General features: G+C 65.4%; 27 protein-coding genes. 17 read left to right on the top strand and 10 right to left on the bottom strand.

Translation table 11 applies throughout. The features are described 5' to 3' along the window. The first annotated feature begins 103 nt into the window (after positions 1–103). From HCO70_RS18405 to gcvA, 3 genes are all read left to right on the top strand, one after another. Positions 104–1,279, top strand: a complete 1,176-nt coding sequence (locus tag HCO70_RS18405; RefSeq protein ID WP_172298876.1) for an acetyl-CoA C-acetyltransferase — start codon at positions 104–106, stop codon at positions 1,277–1,279. A 90-nt stretch (positions 1,280–1,369) separates the two neighbouring features. After that, positions 1,370–2,095, top strand: coding sequence for an acetoacetyl-CoA reductase (gene phbB / locus HCO70_RS18400; protein WP_172298874.1), 726 nt, complete (start codon positions 1,370–1,372; stop codon positions 2,093–2,095). A gap of 278 nt (positions 2,096–2,373) precedes the next feature. After that, a complete protein-coding gene (gene gcvA, locus HCO70_RS18395) occupies positions 2,374–3,318 on the top strand; it encodes a transcriptional regulator GcvA (protein WP_172298872.1) in 945 nt (314 codons plus the stop codon). A 66-nt stretch (positions 3,319–3,384) separates the two neighbouring features. Here the strand turns inward: gcvA and HCO70_RS18390 are convergent, their stop codons facing one another. From HCO70_RS18390 to HCO70_RS18380, 3 genes are all read right to left on the bottom strand, one after another. Continuing rightward, positions 3,385–3,555, bottom strand: coding sequence for a YdcH family protein (locus HCO70_RS18390; protein WP_172298870.1), 171 nt, complete (start codon positions 3,553–3,555; stop codon positions 3,385–3,387). Between the two features lie 104 nt (positions 3,556–3,659). Next, the gene (locus tag HCO70_RS18385; protein WP_172298868.1) at positions 3,660–4,430 is read right to left on the bottom strand and encodes a tRNA1(Val) (adenine(37)-N6)-methyltransferase; all 771 of its coding nucleotides are present in this window, start codon (positions 4,428–4,430) and stop codon (positions 3,660–3,662) included. Continuing rightward, positions 4,417–4,635: a DUF2007 domain-containing protein gene (locus HCO70_RS18380; protein ID WP_172298866.1), complete on the bottom strand. Its 219-nt coding sequence runs from the start codon at positions 4,633–4,635 to the stop codon at positions 4,417–4,419. Before HCO70_RS18380 ends, HCO70_RS18385 begins: the two co-directional genes overlap by 14 nt. Positions 4,636–4,693: 58 nt before the next feature. On the opposite strand from HCO70_RS18380, the gene HCO70_RS18375 reads away from it, so the two are divergent. After that, a complete protein-coding gene (locus HCO70_RS18375; protein ID WP_172298864.1) occupies positions 4,694–5,689 on the top strand; it encodes a polyprenyl synthetase family protein in 996 nt (331 codons plus the stop codon). On the opposite strand, the gene HCO70_RS18370 is transcribed toward HCO70_RS18375, so the two are convergent. The 3 genes from HCO70_RS18370 to HCO70_RS18360 form a co-directional block, all read right to left on the bottom strand. Continuing rightward, positions 5,686–6,531, bottom strand: coding sequence for a 4-(cytidine 5'-diphospho)-2-C-methyl-D-erythritol kinase (locus tag HCO70_RS18370; RefSeq protein WP_172298862.1), 846 nt, complete (start codon positions 6,529–6,531; stop codon positions 5,686–5,688). The two genes, HCO70_RS18375 and HCO70_RS18370, sit on opposite strands and share 4 nt — an antisense overlap. After that, a complete protein-coding gene (locus HCO70_RS18365; RefSeq protein ID WP_172298860.1) occupies positions 6,524–8,233 on the bottom strand; it encodes a tetratricopeptide repeat protein in 1,710 nt (569 codons plus the stop codon). The genes HCO70_RS18370 and HCO70_RS18365 overlap by 8 nt, the downstream gene beginning before the upstream one ends. A 191-nt stretch (positions 8,234–8,424) precedes the next feature. Further along, positions 8,425–9,024, bottom strand: a complete 600-nt coding sequence (locus HCO70_RS18360) for a TetR/AcrR family transcriptional regulator (RefSeq protein ID WP_172298858.1) — start codon at positions 9,022–9,024, stop codon at positions 8,425–8,427. 119 nt (positions 9,025–9,143) lie between these two features. Between HCO70_RS18360 and HCO70_RS18355 the strand changes: the two genes are divergently transcribed. Further along, positions 9,144–9,893 carry an SDR family oxidoreductase gene (locus HCO70_RS18355; protein WP_172298856.1) on the top strand — a complete coding sequence of 250 codons (750 nt, stop codon included), beginning with the start codon at positions 9,144–9,146 and terminating at the stop codon, positions 9,891–9,893. A gap of 118 nt (positions 9,894–10,011) precedes the next feature. Next, entirely contained in the window at positions 10,012–10,629 is a 618-nt protein-coding gene (locus HCO70_RS18350) for a hypothetical protein (RefSeq protein ID WP_253913359.1), read from the top strand. Positions 10,630–10,677: 48 nt separating this feature from the next. Here HCO70_RS18350 and HCO70_RS18345 read toward each other — a convergent pair whose 3' ends face one another. Next, entirely contained in the window at positions 10,678–12,321 is a 1,644-nt protein-coding gene (locus HCO70_RS18345) for an electron transfer flavoprotein-ubiquinone oxidoreductase (RefSeq protein WP_172298854.1), read from the bottom strand. Positions 12,322–12,506: 185 nt separating this feature from the next. Here HCO70_RS18345 and HCO70_RS18340 point away from each other — a divergent pair, with 185 nt between their 5' ends. The 5 genes from HCO70_RS18340 to HCO70_RS18320 all read left to right on the top strand — a co-directional run bounded on the left by HCO70_RS18340 (position 12,507) and on the right by HCO70_RS18320 (position 15,592). After that, the gene (locus HCO70_RS18340) at positions 12,507–12,893 is read left to right on the top strand and encodes a VOC family protein (protein WP_172298852.1); all 387 of its coding nucleotides are present in this window, start codon (positions 12,507–12,509) and stop codon (positions 12,891–12,893) included. Between the two features lie 146 nt (positions 12,894–13,039). Further along, positions 13,040–13,510, top strand: coding sequence for a transcription elongation factor GreA (greA, locus tag HCO70_RS18335; RefSeq protein WP_172298850.1), 471 nt, complete (start codon positions 13,040–13,042; stop codon positions 13,508–13,510). Positions 13,511–13,543: 33 nt separating this feature from the next. Continuing rightward, entirely contained in the window at positions 13,544–14,548 is a 1,005-nt protein-coding gene (locus HCO70_RS18330; RefSeq protein WP_172298848.1) for a hypothetical protein, read from the top strand. Beyond that, positions 14,535–15,266: an AzlC family ABC transporter permease gene (locus HCO70_RS18325; RefSeq protein WP_371742264.1), complete on the top strand. Its 732-nt coding sequence runs from the start codon at positions 14,535–14,537 to the stop codon at positions 15,264–15,266. The genes HCO70_RS18330 and HCO70_RS18325 overlap by 14 nt, the downstream gene beginning before the upstream one ends. Next, entirely contained in the window at positions 15,263–15,592 is a 330-nt protein-coding gene (locus tag HCO70_RS18320) for an AzlD domain-containing protein (RefSeq protein WP_172298846.1), read from the top strand. The genes HCO70_RS18325 and HCO70_RS18320 overlap by 4 nt, the downstream gene beginning before the upstream one ends. Before the next feature lie 4 nt (positions 15,593–15,596). Here HCO70_RS18320 and HCO70_RS18315 read toward each other — a convergent pair whose 3' ends face one another. Continuing rightward, positions 15,597–16,418 (bottom strand): protein-disulfide reductase DsbD domain-containing protein, encoded by an 822-nt coding sequence (locus HCO70_RS18315; protein WP_172298844.1) that lies wholly within the window; start codon positions 16,416–16,418, stop codon positions 15,597–15,599. Between the two features lie 115 nt (positions 16,419–16,533). On the opposite strand from HCO70_RS18315, the gene HCO70_RS18310 reads away from it, so the two are divergent. Continuing rightward, complete coding sequence (locus HCO70_RS18310) at positions 16,534–17,109, top strand: YqgE/AlgH family protein (protein WP_172298842.1); 576 nt, start codon at positions 16,534–16,536, stop codon at positions 17,107–17,109. A 15-nt stretch (positions 17,110–17,124) separates the two neighbouring features. On the opposite strand, the gene HCO70_RS18305 is transcribed toward HCO70_RS18310, so the two are convergent. Further along, complete coding sequence (locus HCO70_RS18305) at positions 17,125–18,060, bottom strand: L-threonylcarbamoyladenylate synthase (protein ID WP_172298840.1); 936 nt, start codon at positions 18,058–18,060, stop codon at positions 17,125–17,127. A 101-nt stretch (positions 18,061–18,161) separates the two neighbouring features. Here HCO70_RS18305 and HCO70_RS18300 point away from each other — a divergent pair, with 101 nt between their 5' ends. The 5 genes from HCO70_RS18300 to HCO70_RS18280 all read left to right on the top strand — a co-directional run bounded on the left by HCO70_RS18300 (position 18,162) and on the right by HCO70_RS18280 (position 22,261). Beyond that, a complete protein-coding gene (locus tag HCO70_RS18300) occupies positions 18,162–19,871 on the top strand; it encodes an acyl-CoA dehydrogenase (RefSeq protein ID WP_172298838.1) in 1,710 nt (569 codons plus the stop codon). A gap of 20 nt (positions 19,872–19,891) precedes the next feature. Further along, positions 19,892–20,914, top strand: coding sequence for an MBL fold metallo-hydrolase (locus HCO70_RS18295; protein WP_253913358.1), 1,023 nt, complete (start codon positions 19,892–19,894; stop codon positions 20,912–20,914). Positions 20,915–20,919: 5 nt separating this feature from the next. After that, positions 20,920–21,402 carry a DUF6173 family protein gene (locus tag HCO70_RS18290; RefSeq protein ID WP_172298834.1) on the top strand — a complete coding sequence of 161 codons (483 nt, stop codon included), beginning with the start codon at positions 20,920–20,922 and terminating at the stop codon, positions 21,400–21,402. Between the two features lie 98 nt (positions 21,403–21,500). After that, the gene (locus HCO70_RS18285) at positions 21,501–21,635 is read left to right on the top strand and encodes an aa3-type cytochrome c oxidase subunit IV (protein WP_172298832.1); all 135 of its coding nucleotides are present in this window, start codon (positions 21,501–21,503) and stop codon (positions 21,633–21,635) included. Positions 21,636–21,661: 26 nt separating this feature from the next. Next, on the top strand, positions 21,662–22,261 hold the full coding sequence (locus HCO70_RS18280) for a hypothetical protein (RefSeq protein WP_172298830.1): 600 nt from the start codon (positions 21,662–21,664) through the stop codon (positions 22,259–22,261). Between the two features lie 87 nt (positions 22,262–22,348). Here the strand turns inward: HCO70_RS18280 and HCO70_RS18275 are convergent, their stop codons facing one another. Continuing rightward, positions 22,349–24,850: an FAD-dependent oxidoreductase gene (locus tag HCO70_RS18275; RefSeq protein ID WP_172298828.1), complete on the bottom strand. Its 2,502-nt coding sequence runs from the start codon at positions 24,848–24,850 to the stop codon at positions 22,349–22,351. Positions 24,851–24,890: the final 40 nt, after the last annotated feature.

The raw sequence follows: 24,890 nt of genomic DNA, 5'->3' as shown, positions 1-24,890 counted from the left end.
AACCAAGTGCAGGCCCTACCCCTAAGGCAATCACGGGTGGAGGAACCCAGTCTCTCTGACCGGGGATCGTGGTTCGCCCGGCAACCTGATGGAGAGGACTGCCATGACCAATGTTGTAATTGCTTCTGCCGCACGCACCGCCGTCGGCAGTTTTAACGGTTCCTTTGCCAACACCCCCGCCCATGACCTTGGCGCGGCCGTGCTGGAAGCCGTCGTGGAACGTGCCGGGATCGACAAATCCGAGGTTTCCGAGACCATCCTGGGCCAGGTGCTGACCGCCGCACAGGGCCAGAACCCGGCCCGCCAGGCGCATGTCAACGCCGGCCTTCCCATCGAATCGGCCGCCTGGGGCATCAATCAGGTCTGCGGGTCCGGCCTGCGCGCCGTGGCACTTGGCGCCCAGCACATCCAGCTTGGCGATGCGGGCATCGTCGCCGCGGGCGGTCAGGAAAACATGTCGATGTCACCCCATGCGCAGAACATCCGTCAGGGCCAGAAGATGGGCGACCTTTCGTTCATCGACACGATGATCAAGGACGGTCTGTGGGATGCCTTCAACGGCTATCACATGGGGCAGACCGCCGAGAACGTCGCAGAGAAATGGCAGATTTCGCGCGACCAGCAGGACGAATTCGCGCTGGCCAGCCAGAACAAGGCCGAAGCCGCGCAGAAGGCCGGTAAATTCGACGACGAGGTGATCGCCTACACGATCAAGACCCGCAAGGGCGATATCGTCGTCGACAAGGACGAATACATCCGCCACGGCGCCACCATCGAAGGCATGCAGAAACTGCGCCCCGCCTTTGCCAAGGACGGCTCTGTCACCGCGGCGAACGCCTCCGGCATCAATGACGGTGCGGCGGTCGTGCTGCTTATGTCCGCCGACGAGGCCGAAAAGCGCGGCATCGACCCGCTGGCGCGCATCGTTTCCTACGCCACCGCCGGGCTGGACCCGTCGATCATGGGCGTGGGTCCGATCCATGCGTCGCGCAAGGCGCTGGAAAAGGCCGGCTGGAAGGTCGACGACCTCGACCTGGTGGAAGCCAACGAAGCCTTTGCCGCGCAGGCCTGCGCGGTGAACAAGGACATGGGCTGGGACCCGTCGATCGTGAACGTGAACGGCGGCGCCATTGCCATCGGCCATCCGATCGGCGCGTCGGGCTGCCGGGTGCTGAACACGCTGCTGTTCGAGATGAAGCGGCGCGACGCCAAGAAGGGCCTTGCCACGCTGTGCATCGGCGGCGGCATGGGCGTTGCCATGTGCGTGGAGCGCCCCTGATCCGAAGGCCTATGCGCAATTTTATTGCGCATAGGCACTTCAATTCTTAATCATGTTCCCTGCACCCATTCAGAATAACGGGAGGAAATTATGGGACGCGTCGCATTGGTCACCGGTGGCAGCCGGGGCATCGGAGAAGCTATCTCGAAAGCATTGAAGGACGATGGTTACGAGGTCGCCGCCACCTACGCCGGCAATGACGAGAAGGCAGCCGCCTTTACCAAGGCAACCGGCATCAAGACCTACAAGTGGGACGTGAGCGATTACGAGGCCTGCAAGGCCGGCATCGCCGAGGTCGAGGAGGAGCTTGGCCCGGTCGAAGTGCTTGTGAACAATGCCGGGATCACCCGTGACGCGATGTTCCACCGGATGACGCCGGAACAGTGGCGGGAGGTGATCGACACAAACCTGACCGGCATGTTCAACATGACCCACAATGTCTGGGGCGGCATGCGCGACCGCAAGTTCGGGCGGGTGATCAACATCTCGTCGGTGAACGGACAGAAGGGCCAGGCGGGCCAGGCGAACTATTCCGCGGCGAAGGCGGGGGATATCGGGTTCACGCGGGCGCTGGCGCAGGAAGGCGCGCGCGCGGGGATCACCGTGAACGCGATCTGCCCGGGCTATATCGCGACCGAGATGGTGAAGGCGATCGACGAGAAGGTGCTGAACGAGCGGATCATCCCGCAGATTCCGGTGGGGCGTCTTGGCGAACCGGAGGAAATCGCGAGGACGGTGGTGTTCCTTGCATCGGACGATGCCGGGTTCTTCTCGGGCTCGACGCTGTCGCCGAACGGGGCGCAGTTCTTCTCGTAAGGTGTTCTGATGCGGTAAGGGCCGGCTTTCGGGCCGGCCCTTGGCGTTTCCGGTTCAGTCCGTGTCGCGGTTGAAGATGCGGCGGACGATCTGCGACCACGCCCGGCTGCGCTCGACATGTGCGGCGCGATAGGCTTTGCGGGCGCGGAGGCTGCTGTTCGGTTCGATCATGACAGGCTCTCCATTTAAGAATTTCTGTCTGGGTGGAATGTGGGCTTTTTGCCAGAAAGGCACAAACGAGAGTTTTCAGCGTTTCGGTTTAGGTATACTTTACTGAAATGCCGGATCGCCTGCCTCCGCTGACCAGTCTGCGCGCCTTCGAAGCGGCGGCGCGGCACATGTCGTTTTCCAAGGCGGCGGAGGAGTTGCATGTCACGCCGGCGGCGATGTCGTTCCAGATCAAGTCGCTGGAGGATCATCTGGGCGCGCCGGTGTTTCACCGGCTGAACCGCGCGGTGGAGCTGACGGAGGCGGGGAAGGCGCTTTATCCCGGCGTGCAGGACGGGTTCGCGGCGCTGCAGGGGGCGTGGGCGGCGGCGCGGCGGGTTCTGGACACGCAGACGCTGACGGTCACGGCGGGGCCGGCGTTTACGGCGAAATGGCTGGCGCCGCGCATGTTCGGCTTTGCGCGTGCACATCCGGACATCGAGCTGCGGTTTGCGGCCACCGCCCGCGTGCTGGATTTCGAGCGCGACGGCGTCGACGTGGCCATACGCCACGGATACGGCCCCGACGAGGGGCTGTTCTCGATGCCGATACTGGAAGACTGGTTCACGCCGATGATGACGCCGGCGCTGGCTGAGGCTTACAAGACGCCGGAGTCCCTGCTTGCCGCGCCGCTGCTGCACGACGACTCCATCGCGCATTTCAATCCGCGCTGCGACTGGCCCGAATGGTTCCGGGCGAACGGGTTCGAGGCCGGGCCGCTGGGCGGATCGCATTTCAACCAGGGTGACCACGCCATCGACGCGGCACTCAGCGGCGCTGGCGTGCTGATGGGGCGCGTTGCGCTGACGTCGGACGCGCTGCAGGACGGGCGGCTTGTGGCCCCCTTCCCCGTCGCCCTGACGACTGAGGCGCAGGTTCGGGTACTCTGCCCGAAAGGGACGGAGACCCTGCCACGCGTGAAGGCGTTCATCGACTGGCTTCGCACCGAGGCGCAGACAGACGAGGCCCTTGGCCGCGGACGAAAGTTCGTGGCTGCCGCCGGGCCTTCCCCGTGACGCAGGTGGCTACGAAAATGTGGTTTCACGGCCGATCCCGGCAGGATCGGCCGGGGCTCTGGCGCCCTAGGCCGTAGCGCTAAGGCGTTGGATCTCTTCTTTTAAGCGGAGCTTTTGCTTTTTGAGTTCGGTGATTGAAAGAGCGTCCATGCTCGGATGCTGCAGTGCATCCTCAACCTGATCGGACAATGTTTCGTGCTTCTTCCGGAGTTCCTCGAGATGCGAACTCAAGCTCATCGCCGTCCTCCTTTGTTCTGGTATTCCGATTGCAGCACAGAACGCGATTCTTGTCACGTAGCTGTCACGTGATTGCGTCAACGGGTCGTTAATCGCCGGATTCGTCAGCGCCAATCCACCGGCAGCGCGGCACTGTCTCGCAAAACGGCGCCAATTTCATCGCGGTAACTGTCGCCATCCTTCTCGTGAATGTTGCCTTTGTGCAGAATCACGGGAGGCAGCAGCCGGAACGCTCCGCGGGCGCCCTTTCGCGCACGCAGGAGGATTAACTCCGATTCGCGATTCGCGCGTGGCGCGAGTGGCAGCAACCGAAGGTCGCCAAGCCTGTCATCGCAAGCCGCCAGCAGGTCGGGCAGCCTTTCCGCCTTCTGGATCACCGTTAACGTTCCCCTGGGTTTCAGCCGCCGCGCCGCTGCGTCGATCCACGCGGACAGCGGCGTCGACTCTCCCAGCGCAGTCTCGCGCCCGCCCGCCGAGGCGGTTCCGCGCTCGCGCCGGAAATAGGGCGGGTTCGCAAGCACGTGGTCGAAGGTTTCGGCACGCAGTTCCGGCGGCATCCGCGACAGGTCGCCGGTCACGACCCGCAGCGGCAGCCCGGCTTCGTCCGCGTTGCGGCGGGCAAGTTCCGCGTAGTCCGGCTGCAGCTCCAGCCCGGTCAGCGCCAACCCGCCGACCCGGGCCTGAAGGCACAGCGCGGCGACCCCCGCACCGCATCCAAGTTCCAGCACCGAGTCGCCGGGAGATGCGGTAACCGCCGCCGCCAGCAGCACCGGATCGACGCCCGCGCGATACCCCTGCCCGCGCTTCGGCTGCCAGACAGACAGTCGGCCGCCCAGGAACCGGTCGCGCGTCAGCGCCGCTTCATCGGTCGTCATGCGGGATATCATTGTCACGCATCACCCGGCGCGCATCGGTCAGATCCTGATCCCGAACCATCAGGCGCCGGGGCAAAACACCGATTGACCCTTCCAACACGCTCATGTGAACGTCCATTTGGAACGGTTCAATCCCCTCGCCCTCAAGCAGGGCGGTGGCATAGGCGATAACGGTCGGGTCGGTGCTGCGCAAAAGTTCTTTCATCCCCGGAATGAAAAGATATGTATGGCGCGATGTCGAGTAGGGATGGGTTGCGGCAGGGATGACGGACGCAATTGTGAAACCGCACGAACGGCTGGCCGAAGCGCTGGCAGGCGATCTGGCCGAAGTAAACGGCCTGATCCGCGAACGCATGGCATCGGAACATGCGCCGCGGATTCCGGAAGTTACCGCGCATCTGGTCGAGGCCGGTGGCAAGCGGCTGCGCCCGATGCTGACCCTCGCCGCCGCGCGTATGTGCGGTTATGACGGCCGCTTTCACCTGAACCTCGCCGCCACCGTTGAATTCATCCACACTGCCACGCTGCTGCATGACGACGTGGTCGACGAAAGCAGCCAGCGGCGCGGACGGCCGACGGCGAACCTGCTGTGGGACAACAAGTCCAGCGTGCTGGTCGGCGATTATCTTTTCGCACGGTCGTTCCAGCTGATGGTCGAGACCGGGAACCTACGCGTGCTGGATATCCTGTCGAACGCCGCTGCAGTGATCGCCGAGGGCGAGGTGCTGCAGATGACGGCGGCGCAGGACCTGTCGACCGACGAGGCCGTGTACCTGCAAGTGATCCGGGGCAAGACGGCAGCGCTGTTCTCTGCCGCGACCGAGGTCGGCGGCGTGATCGCCGGCGCGCCGGAGGCGCAGATTCGCGCGCTTTATACCTATGGCGACGCTCTGGGCATCGCGTTCCAGATCGTCGACGACCTGCTGGATTACGGCGGCAACAGCGCGGCGACGGGCAAGAATGTCGGCGACGATTTCCGTGAGCGCAAGCTGACGATGCCGGTGATCAAGGCGGTCGCCCTGGCGGATGACGAAGAGCGCGCCTTCTGGCGGCGGGTGATCGAGAAGGGCGACCAGCGCGACGGCGACCTCGACCGCGCGCTGTCTCTGCTCGCCAAGCACGGGACGATGGAAGCGACCCGCGCCGAGGCGCTCGACTGGGCGGCGAAGGCGAAATCGGCAGTGATGGAGCTGCCGCAAAGCGCGATCCGCGACATGCTGCACGACCTCGCCGATTTCGTGGTGGAGCGGATCAGCTAGGACTTGTCTGTCAGAAGGCTGCCGGCGGCGATCCACCAGCCGGGGCGCCGCTTTGTCATTTTTGCCGCTGCGGAGGCGGCACTGCGCCCGTCCGGCGGGTAAAGACCGAAACAGGTGGCACCCGATCCGGACATGCCCGCGAAGGCGCTACCGGTATCAGCGATCAGCGACAATGCTTCGTCGATCTCCGGGCACACCGCCCTGGCCGAAGGCAGCAGGTCGTTCCGCATCCCGCGCAGCCATCCGGTGAACGCGGCGGCGTCGGGCCAGTGCGGCAGATTTTCGGGCATCGGCGGGTTGGTCTTGCTGGCGAGTCCCCGGAAGACCGCCGGCGTGGAGACCTCGACCCGGGGATTGACCAGCAAGACGTCGAGCGCGGGCAGCGCCGGGCAGGGCGTCAGCAGCTCTCCGGTACCGCGCATCCGGACCGGGTGCGCGGCGAGGCAGACGGGAATGTCGGCGCCCAGCGCGGCGGTGGTGCCGGTGTCGGGCAGTGCCCTGTCCCACAGCTGTGACAGCGCCCTTAGCGTGGCCGCCGCATCGGTGGACCCGCCGCCGATGCCGGAGGCCACCGGCAATCGCTTTGTCAGTGTCAGCGCGGCGGTGCCTTCGGGGTCCAGCAGCCGCGCGGCACGCAGGACAAGGTTGTCCGCTCCCGCCGACAGCCCCGCCGCCTGCGGCCCGTCGATGGACAGGCTGAGCCCGCCGGCGGGTTCGGCGCGGATCGTGTCGCCGATATCGGCAAAGACCACGAGGGAATCGAGCAGGTGATAGCCGTCCGCCCGCTGGCCGGTGACGTGGAGGGTCAGGTTGATCTTCGCCGGAGCGAAGACCTCAACCATCCGTGTTGGAAATCCGGATCGGCTCCAGCCCTTCCTGCTGCAGGACGGCGTCCAGCCCGACCTCCAGCTTGCGGCGGATACGTTCGGCCTCGTCATCTTCCGGCTCGAAGGACAGCGCGCGTTTCCACTGGAACCGCGCCTCGACCAGACGGCCGACGGCCCAGTAGGCATCGCCGAGGTGGTCGTTGACCACCGCGTCGACGGCCATCAGTTCCGCCGCGCGTTCCAGGTTCACCACGGCATCGTCGTAGCGGCCCATCTGGAACTGCACCCAGCCCAGCGAGTCGATGATGTAGCCGGAATTCGGCGAGGCGGCGACGGCCTGCTCGATCATGTCCAGCGCCTCGTCGAGGTTCTCGCCCATCTCGACGAAGGAATAGCCGAGATAGTTGAGCACCTGCGGCTGGCCGGGATTGAGTTCCAGCGCCTTGCGGAAATCGTTTTCCGCCTGTTCCCAGCGGCCCTCGCGTTCATGGGTGATGCCGCGCGCGAAGTAGACCAGCCACTGGCCCGTGGCCGGTTCTTCGAACAGGGCGACGGCGGAGTCGTAGGCTTTGGAGGCTTCCTCGTAGCGTTCCAGCCCGCGCAGGGTGTCGCCGAGATTCACGTAGATCGCCGGGTTCTCGGGCTGCAGCCGCGTCAGCTGCTCCATGACCTCGATCGCGGCCTCGGTCTTGCCGGACTTGTGCAGCGCCTCGGCACGGCCCAGCTCTGCCGCGGCAAAGGCCGGGTGATCGCGCGGGATGCGGCTGTAGGCTTCGGTCGCCAGTTCGTAGCGTTCCAGACTTTCCAGCAGGTTCGCCGACAAAAGGATCGCATCGACGAAACCGGGGCGCAGGTATTCGGCGGCGCGGCTGTAAAGCAGGGTGTAGCCATCGGCGGTTTCGCCCTGCAGCGCGCCGGCGACGACAAGAAAGACCTCGGCCGCGCCGTCCTTGGCGTTGCGGATCGCGGTGAACGGCAGCGCCTCGCCCGCGGCAAGGTCGTCGCGCATGTCCTGCAGCTCGGGATCGAGACCGTCGCCGAAGGCCTTGTCGATCAGGTCGATGGCCTCCTGGTTACGCTCCAGCTGGCTCAGCACTTCGGCATAGGCGACGATGCCGCGCCGTGTCAGGTTCAGCGGCCCAGCCGTGTCGCCGGAAAGGATCTCTGCCGCGCCCTCGAAATCGCCGACCGTCGCCAGCGCCAGCGCCTTGTGGTAGAGCCCGAACAGCTCCACCCCTTCCTTGTCCGCCAGAGTGTCGAACGTGTCGAGCGCGTCCGACATGCGGCCCGCGCCGATCTGCGCCCAGGCGACGATCAGCGGGTCCATCGCCTCGCCGATGGAAAGCCCGCCTTCCATCTCGGTCAGGACCCTGTCGAATTCCTCGTTCTTCAACTCGTCGGCGATCAGCGCCATGTTGGCGATCTGGCTCTTGACCTCAAGGAACGACAGACGACGCGCGACGCTCGCGGCCTTGTCGATCTCGCCCAGCGCCATGTAGGACATCGCGGCGCTTTCCAGGATCGAGGGGTTCGACGGATCCGCCATGACGGCGCGACCGTAGTAATCGGCTGCTGCGCGGAAATCACTGTATATCGAAGCGTGACGGCCTGCCAGGTAGGACCCGGCCACACCCTGTGCGGGCGCGGCGGCCGGAAGGGTCACACCCAGACCTGCGATGGCCAGGGCCAGAGCTTTTGCGGAAACACGGTCTGCCACGTAAATGCGCCTCTCTTCTGGTTCCGGAAAGCCTATCCCGGCAGGGGTTACGACGCAATGAGCGCAAGGGGTTTTGCACCCCCATCACGCGGGTGTGTGGTAAAGTTGGGCAAATGCGCAGTCCGCACGCAATCTGCGCGTGCATCAATTGGCGTCTGGCGGCATTTCGGCTGTGGATTCGAGCGGCACGGTCAGCCCCTTTCGACCCCATAGCGCAGCCCGTCCAGCAACAGCCCGACCATGCGCCGCGCGGTCTCTGCCCCTCCGGTTTCCGCAGTCGCCGACAGGCTGCCGATAGCGCGCAGCAGTTCGTAGGGATCGACATCCTTGCGCACCTCGCCGGCGGCAGCGGCGTTTTCCAGAAGGTCACGCACCACCGGTTCCAGCCGCGCGCGGAAATAGCCGGGCAGCGCCTCGTAAGCCGGGTCTCCGGAATAGAGCGCCGCGCCAAGCCCGCGCTTGGTGGCAAGGAAATCGACGTAGAGTCCGGACCAGCGCGCGAGCGCCTCGAATGGCGCATCGCTGCCGGCCAGCGCCTGCCCGGCCTCGGCGAAGACATCGACCTCGCGCCTGAACACCCCGGCGATCAGGTCGGACCGTTTAGGGAAATTGCGGTACACCGTGCCGATGCCGACGCCCGCCCGCTTTGCGATCTCGCGCACGGGCGCGTCCACGCCTGACTCGGCAAAAACCTCCTTCGCTGCCTGCAGCAGCGCGTCGGTGCTGCGCTGCGCATCGGCGCGCAGCACGCGCGCTTTGCCGCCGTCTTCGCCTGTATCTTCCGGCTTCACGAATACGCCTCTTGCAAAACGGAACAGTGTTCCGTATTTAAACGGAGCAACGTTCCGTTTATCCGATACCTAATCCGGAACGGCGACATTTCCAAGCCAAACCATGAAGGGATGCCACCATGCAGGACAAACCCGTCGCCCTCGTCACCGGAGCCAACAAGGGGATAGGGTTCCAGATCGCAAGGGAACTCGCGGCGCGCGGCTTCACCGTGCTTTTGGGATCGCGCGACCTGGAAAAAGGCGACACCGCAGCCGCCGGGGTCGAGGGCGATGCCCATGCGATCCAGCTCGACGTCACCGATGAGGTGTCCGTCGCCGCCGCGGCGGATCGTGTGCGACGCGAGTTCGGCCGCCTCGACGTGCTGGTCAACAATGCCGGCATCTCGCATGCCGGGGGCCCGGAGCGGAGCTTTGACGATATCATCGCCGCGACCCGGATGAGTGCGGTTGCGATGGACGAACTGTGTACGGTCTTCGAAACCAACGTGTTCGGCGTCGTCTCTGTCACGCAGGCGATGCTGCCGCTGCTTCGCGAAGCACCCGATGCGCGCATCGTGAACGTGTCCAGCGGCGCCGGATCGCTGACGCTACATTCCCGGCCCGACAATCCCAGCCGCGATAAATTCGGCACCTATTCGGCCTCGAAGACCGCTCTGAACGCGGTAACGCTGGCTTTTGCCATCGACCTCGAGGACACCAATATCAGGGTCAATGCCGTCTGTCCCGGCTTTACCAAGACGGATCTCAATACCTTCCTCGGCACCCAGACGGTCGCGGAAGGCGCGCGGCAGCCCGTCCGGCTGGCACTGTTGGACCCCGGCACCCCGACGGGCAGCTTTTCCGCCAACAGCGGGGCGATGCCATGGTGAAGGTCCAGGCGCAGGGACCGGGTCGTCCTGTAACAAATTCGTGGTTTTGCATATAACATTTGGATTCACCGCGGCGGGGCGGTATCCAGATCCCGGACCTGCCCTAAGGAGAGTTTGCATGTCGTTCCCGAGTAGCCCGCGTTTCCGTTCCGTCCTGTCCGGCATCCGCCTATTTTCCATCATGGCACTGTCCGCCGCCTGCCTGTTGGGTCCGGCCGCCTCGGAGGCGCAGATGTTCGGGCATGGCATGGGCGGCGGCATGCATGGGCACGGCGCGGATGGCACCGGCCATGACGAGGTCACCATGCCGGGGCTTCGCGGCCTCAACGCGACCCCGGAGGAAAGCGCGGATCTGGCGGTCATGTTCCGCAACTTCCCGACGATTTCGCGCCAGGTCACCAACCTGCCGAACGGGATCCGCACGGTGACCCGGTCTTCCGACGAGGCGGTGATGGAAGTGCTGGTCAACCATGTCACCGGCATGATCGGCCGCGTCGAATCCGGCGACGACCCCCAGATCTTCATCCAGAGCCCCACGCTCGACATCTTCTTCGAACGCGGCGACCTGATCGACACCGAGATCGACGTCACCGACGAGGGGATCGTCGTGGTTCAGACCTCGGAAGACCCGGAGCTGGTGGAAGCGATGCACACCCACGCCGCCGAGGTCTCGGCGATGGCGGACCGGGGCATGCAGGCGGTCCACGAGATGATGATGCAGCGGGCGGGGAACTGAGCGGGTTGGGGCGGTTGCTGCCGCCCCGACAGTTACTCGGCGCTCGCCTTACATATTCGGATAGTTCGGCCCGTCCCCGCCCTGCGGCGTGGTCCAGTTGATGTTCTGGCTGGGGTCCTTGATGTCGCAGGTCTTGCAGTGGACGCAGTTCTGGAAGTTGATGACGAATTCCGGCTTGCCGTCCTTTTCGACCACCTCGTAGACGCCCGCCGGGCAGTAGCGCTGCGCGGGTTCGGCGTATTCCGGAAGGTTCACCGCGATCGGGATCGAGGGGTCCTTGAGGTGCAGGTGACAGGGCTGCGATTCCTCGTGGTTGGTCATCGAGAAGCTGACATTGGTCAGCCGGTCGAAGCTGATCTTGCCGTCGGGCTTGGGATAGTCGATGGGCGCGTAATCCGACGCCTTGCCGGTGGCGGCGGCGTCGGTCTTGCCGTGTTTGACCGTGCCCAGCAGCGAGAAGCCCAGCGTGTTGGTCCACATGTCGAAGCCGCCCAGCGTCAGCGAGGTCAGCAGGCCACGCTTCGACCATAGCGGTTTCACGTTGCGCACTTTCTTCAGGTCCTTGCCGATGGGCCCTTCGCGCAGTTCGGCATCGTAGCCGGTCAGTTCGTCGCCCTCGCGACCCGCCTGGATCGCCTCGTAGGCATGTTCCGCCGCCGCCTTGCCCGAGAGCATCGCGTTGTGGTTGCCCTTGATCCGCGGCACGTTGACCAGCCCGACGGAACAGCCCAGCAGCAGGCCGCCGGGGAAGACCGCCTTGGGCATCGACTGATAGCCGCCCTCGGTGATGGCGCGGGCGCCGTAGGCGACGCGCTTGCCGCCTTCCAGCAGGTCCTTCACCACCGGGTGGTGCTTGAAGCGCTGGAATTCCTGGTAGGGAGACAGGTACGGGTTGGCGTAGTTCAGGTGCACGACGAAGCCGACATAGACCTGGTTGTTGTCGAGGTGGTAGATGAACGATCCGCCGCCCGCGTTCTTGCCCAGCGGCCAGCCCATCGTGTGGGTGACGGTGCCCTCGCGGTGCTTGGCGGGGTCGACCTCCCAGATTTCCTTCATGCCGATGCCGAATTTCTGCGGCTCGGAGTCCTTCGACAGCTCGTATTTCGCGATCAGCTCCTTGGCGAGCGATCCGCGCACGCCCTCGGCGATCATCACGTACTTGCCGTGCAGTTCCATGCCCGGCTCGGTGTTCGGGCCGTAGGAGCCGTCGGGTTCCAGCCCGAAGACGCCGGCGACGACGCCCTTCACGCGGTCGCCGTCATAGACCAGCTCGGAACAGGCCATGCCGGGGAAGATCTCGACGCCCAGCGCCTCTGCCTGCTCGGCCACCCAGCGGCAGACATTGCCCATCGAGACGATGTAGTTGCCGTGGTTCGACATCAGTGGCGGCATCGGCCAGTTGGGGACGCGGATCTTGCCGCCCTCGCCCAGCAGATAGAAATTGTCCCTGGTCACCGGCACGGTGATCGGTGCGCCCTTTTCCTTCCAGTCGGGGATCAGCGCGTCGAGACCGCAGGGGTCCAGCACCGCGCCAGACAGGATGTGGGCGCCGACCTCGGAGCCCTTTTCCAGCACCACAACGCTGAGGTCGGAATCGAGCTGTTTCAGACGGATGGCGGCGGAAAGTCCGGCTGGGCCGGCCCCCACGATCACCACGTCATATTCCATCGACTCGCGTTCGATCTCGGCCATGCCTCGCTATCCCCTGTCCTAAGTCTGCCCGGTTCGCTGGGTCCGAAACACAGGTAAAGACGGCTTACCGGCGGGTCAATCGCGACACTGCGTTGCGAACCGCCTGTCGGGCGCTAACACGGGTCTTGACCTGAAGTGAACTTGAGGAATTACAAGACGAATCTCTTAGATTCGAGGACGAGATCATGACCCAATCTACGCTGGAACACGCGAACATCACCGTGTCCGACCCCGACGCCACCGCCGCCTGGCTGTGCGATATCTTCGGCTGGGACGTGCGCTGGCAGGGCGACGCGATCCATGGCGGCCGAACCGTGCATGTCGGCAGCAACGGCAGTTACCTGGCGATCTACAATCCGGGCAAGCTGCAGCCGAAGAAGGATATCAGCTATTACACCGTCGGCGGGCTGAACCATGTCGGCATCGTCGTCGACGACCTCGACGAGATCGAGGACCGGGTAAAGGCCAAGGGCTTTGCACCGCACAGCCATGCCGATTACGAGCCCGGCCGCCGGTTCTATTTCCACGACCATGACGGGGTGGAATACGAGGTGGTCAGCTATCCCGGCTGATCCGGCGTGATCCGCCGTATCTCATCGCCCGCATCGTGTTTTTCCCCGCTCGCGCGATGCGGGCAATCACGGCCTTGCGCTTGACTTTCCGGTCCCATGCGATGAGGTAGACAGCCAAGCCTGTCTTCCGAAACATCGTCGGACCCATGGATAAGATACCACTGACCCGCACGGGCTATACCGTGCTGAACAGCGAATTGAAGACCCTGAAGTCGGTCGAACGGCCGGCCGTGATCCGTGCCATTGCAGAGGCGCGCGAGCATGGCGACCTGTCGGAAAACGCCGAATACCACGCCGCGCGTGAAAAGCAGGGCTTTATCGAGACCCGGATCAAGGAGCTTGAGGCGATCATCGGCCGGGCGGACGTGATCGACCCCGAAAAGCTGTCCGGCGCGATCAAGTTCGGCGCCACGGTGACGCTGGTCGACGAGGATACGGACGAGGAAAAGACCTATCAGATCGTCGGCGAGCCGGAGGCGGATATTTCCAGCGGCAAGCTCAACATCGCCTCTCCGATCGCGCGCGCGCTGATCGGCAAGCATGAAGGCGACAGTGTCGAGGTGCGTACGCCCGGCGGCGAGAAGAGCTATGAGGTGCTCAGCATCGCTTACAAATAAGCGGCCCGCAGCGCGGCCGTATCGAGATACGTGATGGCAAAGCCGAGACGACGCACCTACCGGAATTCAGGCCCCAGCAAATCCAGCGCCGCAGAGATCATCGCCGCCGTCGTGTCGGTGCTCTGGATCGTGCTGGTCGGCCTTTATTACCTGTTTTCCGAACCGGACGGCCGGCAGCCGCTGGAGCGGATGAACTTCGTCTTCATGCTGCTGGTGCTGTTCCTTCCCGTGGCGATGATGTGGATCGGCGCGGCGGCTGCCCGGTCTTCGCGGATCATGCGCGAGGAATCCACGCGCCTGCAGGCGGCCATCGACGCGATCCGGGAAAGCTATGTGCTGACCCAGACACCGCCGGCGGGCGCGATGCAGCCAACCGTCGAACAGAAACTGGAAGAGATCGCCCGCACCGCCCGAAAGGCGGAAACCGCGCTGACTACCTTCACCTCGATCCGCCACTCGCCGCAGGTTCGCCCGCCCGATGCCAATGCCCTGCCCACAAGGCCGGTCGGAACCGCCGACGACCAGGGATCGCTGGCGCTCGGCACCCCGTCAGAGGCGCTGGCGGAACCGGTCAGCGTTGCGGATTTCCTGCGCGCCCTGAATTTCCCCGAGAATGCCGACGACAAGGAGGGCTTCCGCGCCCTGCGGCTGGCCCTGCACGACCGGCAGACCGCGCAGCTGATCACTGCTGCGCAGGGCGTGCTGACCAGCCTGGCCGAGGAAGGCATCTACATGGATGACCTTACTCCGGACCGCGCCCGCCCCGAGATCTGGCGCCGCTTTGCCGCGGGCGAACGCGGCCGTACCATCGCTGCGCTGGGTGGCGTGCGCGACCGCAGCTCGCTGGCCCTGTCGGCGGGCCGGATGCGGCAGGACCCGGAATTCCGCGACGCGGTGCACCATTTCCTGCGCCGCTTCGACGCCATGCTGGTGGCCTTTGAGCCGACCGCAACCGACGCTGAACTCGCCGAACTTTCCGACACCCGCACCGCGCGCGCCTTCATGCTGCTGGGAAGGGTGGCCGGTGTCTTCGCCTGAGGCGGCGCCGTTTGCGGAAACGCCGGCGCAATCCTATTGGCGCGGATTGCGGCACGGCACGCCGTTCCTTGTCATCCTCGTTCCCTTCGCGATGCTTTTCGGTGTTGTCGCGGTCGAAGCCGGGCTGTCGATCACGCAGACCATGGGCTTTTCCGTCCTCGTGATCGCCGGCGCAGCGCAGCTGACGGCGATCCAGCTATTGCAGGATCACGCGCCGGTTTACATCGTGCTGGCGGCCTCGCTGGCGGTGAACCTGCGCATGGCGATGTATTCCGCGGCACTTGTTCCCTATCTGGGCGACGCGCGGACGCCGCTGCGGATGGTGATCGCCTATTTCAACGTCGACCAGACCTATGCGCTGTCACAGGCGGAATACGAGAACCGTCCGGCAATGCCGATGGCGAACCGGATCGCCTATTTCCTTGGCGTGGCTACCCCGATCTGCCCGCCCTGGTACATCTTTACCTGGCTCGGCGCCGCCTTCGGCACCCGGATACCGCCGGAATTCGCGCTGGATTTCATCGTGCCCATCGCGTTTCTCGGCATCATCGCCCCGGCGCTGCGCACGCTGGCCCATGTGGCGGCGGCGGTGACCTCGATCCTCGTGGCGCTGGCCTTTGCGTGGCTGCCTTCGGGACTGGGCGTGCTGGTTGCGGGGGTCGTCGCGATGATCGTCGGCGCGCGGGTGGAACTCTGGCTGGAGGCGCGCATGCAATGAACGTCAGCAATGCCGAGCTTTGGACCATCATCGTGCTCCTGGGGATCGGCACCTTCCTGATCCGCTACTCGTTCCTCGGGATCATCGGCGACCGCAAGCTGCCGCCGTGGATCCTGCGCCACCTGCGTTACACGCCGGTCGCGGTTCTGCCGGGGCTGGTGGCGCCGCTGGTGATCTGGCCGCAGGCGACCGGGGGCCAGACCGATCCCGCGCGACTTGCCGCGGCGGCGGCGACGTTGATTGTCGGATACATCACGAAAAGCCTGCTATGGGCGGTGTTCGCCGGGGCGGCGGTGCTTTACGGGCTGCTTTACCTGCTGGGCTGACCGCTCAGCCGGTGCAGCCTTCGATATCCACCGCCTGATCGCCGCCGAGCACGGTGATACGGATCTGCGACCGGTCCAGAGAAAACGGCTTGTTCGACGGGGGAACCATCTCTGTCACGGCGGTCAATGTGCCGCCGGCGCGATGCGCGTCGGCCTCGGCGACCCAGATCGTCTGATCCGCATGTTCGAACACCGCCACCTCACCCGCGCCGAGGCTTGGCAGGTTCAGCGTTGCGGTGATGCGCAGACCGTCCTTGATCGGCTCCACCGCGCATTTCGCTTCGGCCATCCCGATCTCGACCGCGGTGAACGGCCGGTTTGCCAGCGCCGCGCGGATGCGGGCATCCGCGGGGCCGTCCGGCATCAGGTCGGCCGAGACACGGACGTTCATCGGCAGGCAGATATCCTGACATACGCCAAGCTCCACCGCAGCGCGCAGGATGATGTCCTGGCCGTCGGCCTGCGGGGTCAGTTCGATCGGCAGTATCAGCTCGTTCTTGTAGCCGACCGTGCGCATGCCGTTCTGCTCGAACACATGCGGCACGGGCCAGTGAAACTGGACGCGCTGCAGGTTCTCGGACCCCTGCCAGTCGAAGCGCGGCGGGATGCCCGCATCGCCCGGCGCGCGCCAGTAGGTCTTCCACCCGGGGGCTAGCGTGATTTTCAGCGCCGTCATATGCGTGCCGTTGGGCGTGCGCCAGCCGGGAAGCACGCTGATATCCGCCGGAGCCGCCGGCGTTAAACCGCTGCCGGCAAGCGCCGCGCCGCCGAGAGCGGGAGCAAGACCGAGGGCCAGGAATCCGGATATGAGCAGGCGTTTGAGCATCGGCGCTAATTTATGCACCGCTTCGTAAAGCGGAAATCACAATCCGGCGATACTCTGCGATCTGTGATAAATCGCCCACTTGCGGCCCGGCCTCGAATCCCGCGATGATGATCCCATGACCCCCGGCGGAGAGTTCACCGATCTGAGCGGCAAGCTCCTGATCGCCATGCCCGGAATGGGCGACCCGCACTTCGAGAAGAGCGTGGTGTTTCTTTGCGCCCATTCCGATGACGGCTCGATGGGCCTGATCGTCAACAAGCCCGCGCCGGGACTGGCGATGGACGACCTGCTGGAGCAGCTCGAGATCCCGCGCGGCACCGGCAGCCGGAACGTTGGCGTCTATTTCGGCGGGCCGGTGGAACATGGGCGCGGCTTTGTCCTGCACAGTGGTGACTACGCCACCGCATCGACGACGCTGAAGGTCGACGAACGGTTCGGAATGACCGCGACGCTGGACATCCTGCAGGACATGGCGGCGGGCGGCGGCCCCGACCAGCGCATCCTCGCGCTCGGCTATGCCGGATGGGGGCCGGGCCAGCTGGAGGACGAGATCCACCAGAACGGCTGGCTGACCTGCGACGCGACACCCGAGATCGTGTTCGCGCCCGACAATTCCTCGAAATGGGTGGCGGCGCTGAAGTCGCTGGGGATCGACCCGTTGACGCTTTCGGCCGCGGCCGGGCGCGCCTGACCCTTCGAAGACAGCCTAGTCCCGTGGCGCGGCGGCGCGCCGCAGCCGGTCGTTGATCGCGCGGCCAAGCCCGTGCTCGGGGATCGGCGCGACCGCGATGGGCGCCGCCGTGGCGTCGAGCGCGTGCAGGTGCCGGAACAGGTTTGCCGCCGCCTCGGTCAAGTCGCCGGACGGTGACAGGTTCAGATCGCTTTCCATCGGCCCGAAGCCAAGCAACCGCTCTCCTGGCCGCGCATCCGTCACGTTCAGCCGGATCGGGCTATCGGGCGCGTAGTGGGAGGCCATCTGCCCCGGCGCGCTTATCCCGCCGCCATGGGCGGCGAGCGGCGCGCCAAGGCAGGCTTCGATCGCCTCGGCCGGCAGCCCGCCGGGCCGCAGCAGCGTCGGCTGCGGGTACGTTCCGACGATGGTGGACTCGACCCCCACCGGGCAGGCGCCACCGTCCAGAACCGCCGCGATCCGGCCGCCCAAGCCCGCCAATACGTGATCTGCCGTCGTCGGGCTGATCCGCCCGGAGGGGTTGGCAGACGGCGCGGCGACCGGACATCCGGCGCGTTGCAGCAGCGCCCGCGCGACCGGGTGATCGGGCACCCGCAGGGCAATCGTCGGCAGACCGGCGGTGACCAACGGCGCGATCCCCGCCTCTGCGCGCAATGGCAGCACCAGCGTCAGCGCGCCGGGCCAGAAGGCATCGGCCAGCCGCTCTGCACCCACATCGAATTCGGCGATGGCGAGGGCCGCATCAATGTCGGGCACGTGGACGATCAGCGGGTTGAAACTCGGCCGGCCCTTCGCCGCGAAGATACCGCCGACGGCGCGGTCATCCGTCGCATTGCCGCCGAGGCCATAGACGGTCTCTGTCGGAAACGCGACCAGCTCTCCCGACCGCAGCAGTTCGGCGGCACGGTCGAGCCCGGCATTGTCGGGAAAAAGGCGCTCGGTATCTGACATGTTCGTGACGTGGCGTCTTTGCTGCGGCAACGCAATCCTGCGTGATAGGTCTGTGGCGATGTAGCGGCCCCGGTTCGGGCTGCCAAGCCGGGAGGGGCGAAATGCCGTATCGTGCGCCGGTCGGCGAGTTCAAGTTTTTGCTGGAAAATGTGGTGGGGTTCGGGCGTCTGGCCGAGACCGACCGTTTTGCCGAGGCGACGCAGGACGTGGCCGACGCGGTCCTGACCGAAGCCGGCAGGATGTGCGAAGAAGTGCTGGCGCCGCTGCAGCGGAACGGCGACCAGCATCCTGCACGGCTGGAAAACGGCGTCGTGCGCACCTCGCCCGGTTTCGCCGAAGGCTACCGGGCGATTGCCGAGGGCGGCTGGGTTTCCACCAGCGCCGACCCGGACCATGGCGGCATGGGCCTGCCGCTGACCCTGACCACTGCCGTCAACGAGATGATGGGCTCCGCTTGCCTGGCGCTACAGCTCAACCCGCTGATGACGCAGGGCCAGATCGAGGCGCTGGAACACCATGCCTCCGACGAGCTGAAGGCGCTCTACCTGCCCAAGCTGGTGACCGGCGAGTGGTGCGGCACCATGAACCTGACGGAACCGCAGGCCGGTTCGGATGTCGGCGCGCTGCGGAGCAAGGCGGAACCAAACGGCGACGGAACCTTCGCGATCAGCGGGCAGAAGATCTACATCTCCTGGGGCGACAACGATTTTACCGGCAACGTCTGTCACCTCGTGTTGGCGCGGCTGCCGGACGGCGTGCCCGGAACCAAGGGCATCAGCCTGTTCCTGGTGCCGAAATATCTGCCGGACGACAACGGCAACCCCGGCAAGGCCAACTCGCTGCGCGTCGTCAGCCTGGAACACAAGACCGGCCTGCATGGCTCGCCTACCTGCGTCATGGAATATGATGGCGCCACCGGCTGGCTCGTTGGTCGCGAACACGGTGGCATGGCGGCTATGTTCACCATGATGAACAATGCCCGGCTCGGCGTCGGCGTGCAGGGCATCGCGGTGGCCGAAGCTGCCTTGCAGAAGGCGGTGGAATTCGCGCTGGAACGCAAGCAGGGCCGCTCGCTGGTAGAAAATGGCCGCGGCACCATCGTCGACCATGCCGACGTCCGCCGGATGCTGATGACCATGAAGGCCGAGGTTGCCGCCGCGCGGTCCATCGCGCTGGCCAATGCCGTCGCCATCGACATGGGCAACGCCACGGGCGATCCCGAATGGCAGGCCCGCGCCGCGCTTTTGACCCCCATCACAAAGGCTTACGGCACAGATACCGGGGTTGCGGTTGCCGAGCTGGGAGTGCAGGTTCACGGCGGCATGGGCTATATCGAAGAAACCGGTGCCGCCCAGTTCGCCCGCGACGTGCGGGTCACCGCGATCTACGAAGGCACCAACGGCATTCAGGCAATGGATCTGGTCGGACGCAAGATGATGGACGGCGGTGAAGCCGCGGCCCGCCTGATCGACGAGATCGAGGCCGGAGCCGAAGCCGCGCGCGGGACCGAGCCGGAGCTTGCTCAGGCGGTCTGGGACGCCGCCGAGACCCTGCGCGAGACCACCGAATGGCTGGTCGGCGAGACCCCGAACGACCGGTTTGCGGGGGCTGTGCCCTACCTCAAGGCATTTGCCCGTGTGCTGGGCGCGCATTACCTGCTGACGGCTGCCGTGGCCGGCGGCGGCGACCGCCGCACCCTGGCCGCGTTCCACATCAAGCGGCTGCTGCCGGAACACGCGGCGCTCTGCGCGCATGTCCACCAGGGCGCGGCCGGTCTTTACGAGATGGAACCGGAGGCGATGACGGCGTGATGGATGGCGGCAACGCCCCTATGAGCTTTCCTTACGAGGCGCCTCCGGAACCGGGGGCGGCCATCAAGGTGGCCGAGGGCGTGCTGTGGATCCGCATCCCGCTGCCGATGGCGCTGAACCACGTCAACTGCTACGCGCTGGAGGACGACGACGGCTGGACCGTGGTCGATACCGGCGTCGCCTCGGACGAGACCCGCGAGATCTGGCGTAAACTGCTCGACTGGCCGCTGGGCGGCAAGCCGGTGAAACGGCTGCTGGTCACGCATCACCACCCCGACCATATCGGCCTGGCCGGCTGGTTCCAGACGGAACTGGGCGCTGAGCTGATCACCACGCGCACCTCCTGGCTGGTGGCGCGAATGCTGGTGCTGGACGAACAGGCGCTGCCCGACAGCGAGACGCTGGCCTATTGGAAGAGCGCCGGCATGGACCCGGATCTTTACGAGCGCCAGCGCGAATCGCGCCCGTTCAATTTCGCCGATCTGGTCGAACCGCTGCCTCTCGGCTTCCGCCGTATCAAGGAAGGCGACACACTGAGGCTGGGCGGCCGCACCTGGGACGTGCATATCGGTGACGGCCACGCGCCCGAACAGGCGACGCTCTGGGACCGCAGTGGCGAGCTGGTGCTGGGCGGCGATCAGCTTCTGGCCTCGATCTCTCCAAATCTCGGCGTCTATGCCAGCGAACCGGATGCCGACCCCGTCGCCGAATGGCTGGAAAGCTGCGAAAGGCTGCGCCCCTATGCCACCGACGCGCAACTGGTGCTGCCGGGGCACAAGCTGCCCTTCACCGGCCTGCCGACGCGGATGGAACAGCTGATCGACAACCACCACCAGGCCCTGATCCGCCTGCGCGAGTATCTTTCGGTGCCGCGCACCGCGGCCGACTGCTTTCCGGTCCTGTTCAAGGCGAACATCACCGAGGCGATCTACGGCCTGGCGCTGGTGGAAGCGGTGGCGCACCTGAACCACCTGCTGTTCCAGGGCGAAGTCACACGCTGGCGGCGCCAGGATGGCGCCTGGCTGTGGCAGCGGATAGACTAGGCCCCATGGGGCAGGACATCCGTACAACCGCCGAAGCACATGAGGACGCCGCGATGCCGCGCGCCCATGTCGTCCATACCGACCCGAAAGAAGAAGCGAGCTGTGGCGACCTCACGCTGCCCGCTCCTGCCGCGCAGACGCCGGTGGAGCGCAAAAGTGCGGCCCGCTGGGCCTATGAACGGCTGATCCTGTACATTCGCAACTTCGAGGCGCAGCTCGACAACGAGCACGAGGTCGCGATGGGCTTTACCGGCGCCGATGCCGGCGTGATCCGGATCGAGGGCGTGGGCTATTACGATCCGGACATCGTGACCTTTTACGGCTCTGACCCGTCCGGCGGCCGCAACCAGCTGATCCAGCATGTCAGCCAGCTGAACGTGCTGCTGCGGGCGGTCCCGAAACCGCAGGCCGAGGACGCGCCGCGCCGCATCGGCTTTCGCCTTGCCGCCGATCTGGAAAAGCCGGAAGCGGGCGCGGAAACGGAGTGATCCTGCGCCGTTTTTGCGCGGCACCGGCCCGTGACAGCCTGCCCGGAATCGTCTAAGACCACAGCAACGCTTCGATTACGACCCAGGGGACACGCGATATGGCCGACTACAAGCCCGGCGAAATGGACATCACCGCTCAGGAAAAGACCTTCGAGGGCTTCGTGAAGACCGTCGGTTACGGCGCGGCGATTGTCCTCGTCTTCCTGCTGTTCCTCGGCCTGCTCACCGTCTGATCGCGACGTCAGCCGGGACCAGCACCGTGTGGCGGTTTCTGCTTGTCCTTTTCCTGCCTCTCGCCCTTGCCGCGTGCGGCGCCGAGCCAAGCTGGGCGCCGGACGAGGAGGTCACGCGGGCCATCTACCGCGATGACGGCCCGCCGTCGCTTACCCTTTTCACCGTCGTTTCCAACAGTACCGGATCCGGCGGCCATTCCGCGCTGATGGTGAACGCCTCGCAACGGGCGATCTTCGACCCCGCGGGCACCTTCCAGCACCCGGCCCTGCCCGAACGCAACGACGTCATCTTCGGCATGTCCGACAAGGCCGTGGACTTCTACAAGGATTACCACGGCCGCGAGACCTGGCACGTCGTCATCCAGGAGGTCGAGGTGTCCCCCGAAGTGGCGGAACAGGCCCTGCGACGCATCCGGGAACACGGCCCGGTGCAGAAATCCTACTGCGCCATTGCCGTCGCCGACGTCCTGCGCGGCCTGCCGGGTTTTCAGACCATGCCCTCCGGCTTCAGCCCGCTGAAGCTGATGAAGGCCTGGGATGACCTGCCGGGCGTGAAACGGGACGTTTTCTACGACGACTCTCCCGCGGACAACAAGACGATCCGGGCGCCGGCGAACCTGTTGTAGCTGGTGTCGCGAACAGGCGGCACTGCGGAAGCGTCAGGAATTCTTAAGCGTATCCTGCGTGGGACAAATTTCCCCTTATGAACCGTCCTACCCGTCGACGCGGATCACCGCGTTGGTCGGGTCGTAGGGGCTGTCCTCGGTCACTTCGACGTCCCACAGCTGGTCGAACATCCGCACCTTCAGCTTCTGTCCCGGCACCGCGAGCTCCGGCTTGACGTAGCCCATGCCGATCGACTTAGCGAAGGCCACCGAATAGCCGCCCGATGTCAGCCGCCCGACCTTGGTTCCGTCGGCATAAAGCGCCTCGCGGCCCCAGGGATCGGCATCAGCCGGGCCGTCGATCAGGACCGTCACGCATTTCGAGCGGATGCCCTTGTCCAGCATCGCCTGCTTGCCGTGGAAGTCCTTGTCGAGGTCGACGAACCGGTCCAGCCCCGCCTCCAGCGGTGTCGCGTCGCGGCCGAGCTCCGTGCCGAAGGCGCGGTAGCTCTTTTCCTGCCGCAGCCAGTTCTGCGCCCGTGCGCCGACCAGTTTCATCCCGTGCTTTTCGCCAGCCGCAACCAGCTGATCCCACAGGTAGTTCTGGAACTCGATCGGGTGGTGCAGCTCCCATCCCAGCTCGCCGGTATAGGCGACGCGGACGGCTACGACGGGGCACATGCCCAGCTCGATGTTGCGGCAGGAAAGCCACGGGAAGCGCTTGTTCGACAGCGCGGTGTCCGGGGCGGGATCCTTGATCAGCTCTTTCAGGATGTCGCGCGATTTCGGACCCGCCAGCGCGAAGGCGCCGTAGCGCGTAGTCCAGTCCTCGACGTTGATGCGGCCGAATTCGGGTTCCTTCTCTTCGACCGCTTTCAGCAGGTTGTCGCGGTCGTAGGCGTGCCACGCGCCGGACGAGATCAGCACCCAGTGCTCCGGCGTCTCGCGCAGGATCGTGTACTCGGTCCGCGTCGTTCCGGCCCCGGTCAGCGCGTAGGTCAGGTTGATGCGCCCCGGCTTGGGCAGCTTGTTGGTGGTGAACCAGTCGAGGAAAGCCTCTGCCCCCGGCCCGGTGATCACATGCTTCGCAAAGGCGGTGGCATCGATCAGCCCCGCCGTTTCGCGGATCGCCTGCGCTTCGTCTTTCGCGTATTGCCACCAGCCGCCGCGCCGGAAGCTTCTGGACTCATGGTCGAAATTCGAGGGCGCGTCTTTCGGTCCGTAGTAGTTCGGCCGCTCGAACCCGTTGACTACGCCGAACTGCGCCCCCTCGGCCTTCTGCCGATCATAGGCGGGGCCGGTGCGCAGCGGACGGCAGGCTTCGCGTTCCTCGTCCGGGTGGTGCAGCACGTAGACGTGGGAATAGCATTCCTCGTTCTTCCGCGCCGCGTATTCGGTCGTCATCCAGCTGCCGTAGCGCTTAGGATCGAGGGAGGCCATGTCGATCTCTGCCTCGCCCTCGACCATCATCTGGGCGAGGTAATAGCCGGTACCGCCCGCCGCGGTGATGCCAAAGGAGAACCCTTCGGCCAGCCACATGTTGCGGAGGCCCGGCGCCGGACCGACCAGCGGGTTGCCGTCGGGCGTGTAGCAGATCGGGCCGTTGAAATCGTCCTTGAGCCCCAGTTCCTCGGTCGTCGGGATCCGGTGGATCATCGACATGTATTCCTCTTCGATCCGCTCGAGGTCGAGCGGGAAAAGGTCGGCTCGGAAACTGTCCGGGACGCTGTATTCGAACCGGGCGGGTGCCCCTTCCTCGTAAGGCCCGAGGATCCAGCCCTTGCGCTCCTCTCGCACGTACCATTTGGCATCAGCATCGCGCAGCACCGGGTGTTCCGGGTTGCCCGCGGCGCGCCATTCGGCCAGCGCGGGGTCGGGTTCGGTGACGATGTACTGGTGTTCCACCGGTATCGCAGGGATCTTGATGCCCAGGAGTTTTGCCGTGCGCTGTGCGTGGTTCCCGGTGGCGGTGACGACGTGCTCGGCGGTGATGACCGCGGTCTCTTCGGAGGGCACGAGGTTGCCGCCCTTCTCGACCATCTTGGTGACCGAGACCTTCCATTCCGACCCGGTCCATTCGTAGCCGTCGACCTGCCACCTGCGCTCGATCGTCACGCCGCGCTGCCGGGCGCCCTTGGCCATCGCCTGGGTCACGTCGGCTGGGTTGATGTAACCGTCGGTGGGGTGGTAGATCGCGCCTTTGAGGTCCTCGGTCCGGACCAGCGGCCAGCGCTCCTTGATCTGCGCCGGGGTCAGCCATTCATAGGGGATGCCGACCGTTTCCGCCGTTGAGGCGTAAAGCATGTACTCGTCCATACGGTCCTGCGTCTGCGCCATGCGCAGGTTGCCGACGACGTAGAAGCCGGCGTTCAGCCCGGTCTCTTCCTCCAGCGTCTTGTAGAACTTGACCGAGTAGTCGTGGATGTGGCTGGTCGCGTAGCTCATGTTGAACAGCGGCAGCAGCCCCGCGGCGTGCCATGTCGAGCCGGAGGTCAGTTCGTCCCGTTCCAGCAGCATCACGTCGGACCAGCCGGCACGGGCGAGGTGATAGGCGATCCCGGTGCCAACGGCGCCACCGCCGACGACTAGGGCTTTGACATGGGTCTTCATGGCGCAAGGCTCCGCAAGCTGCTTCGGCGCCTACCTTGCA

The organism is Pseudoruegeria sp. HB172150, from assembly GCF_013184805.1.
Classification (GTDB): Bacteria; Pseudomonadota; Alphaproteobacteria; order Rhodobacterales; family Rhodobacteraceae; genus Psychromarinibacter.
The sequence above is the reverse complement of the archived record's forward strand: the minus strand, read 5'-3'. Positions and strand labels throughout refer to the sequence as shown.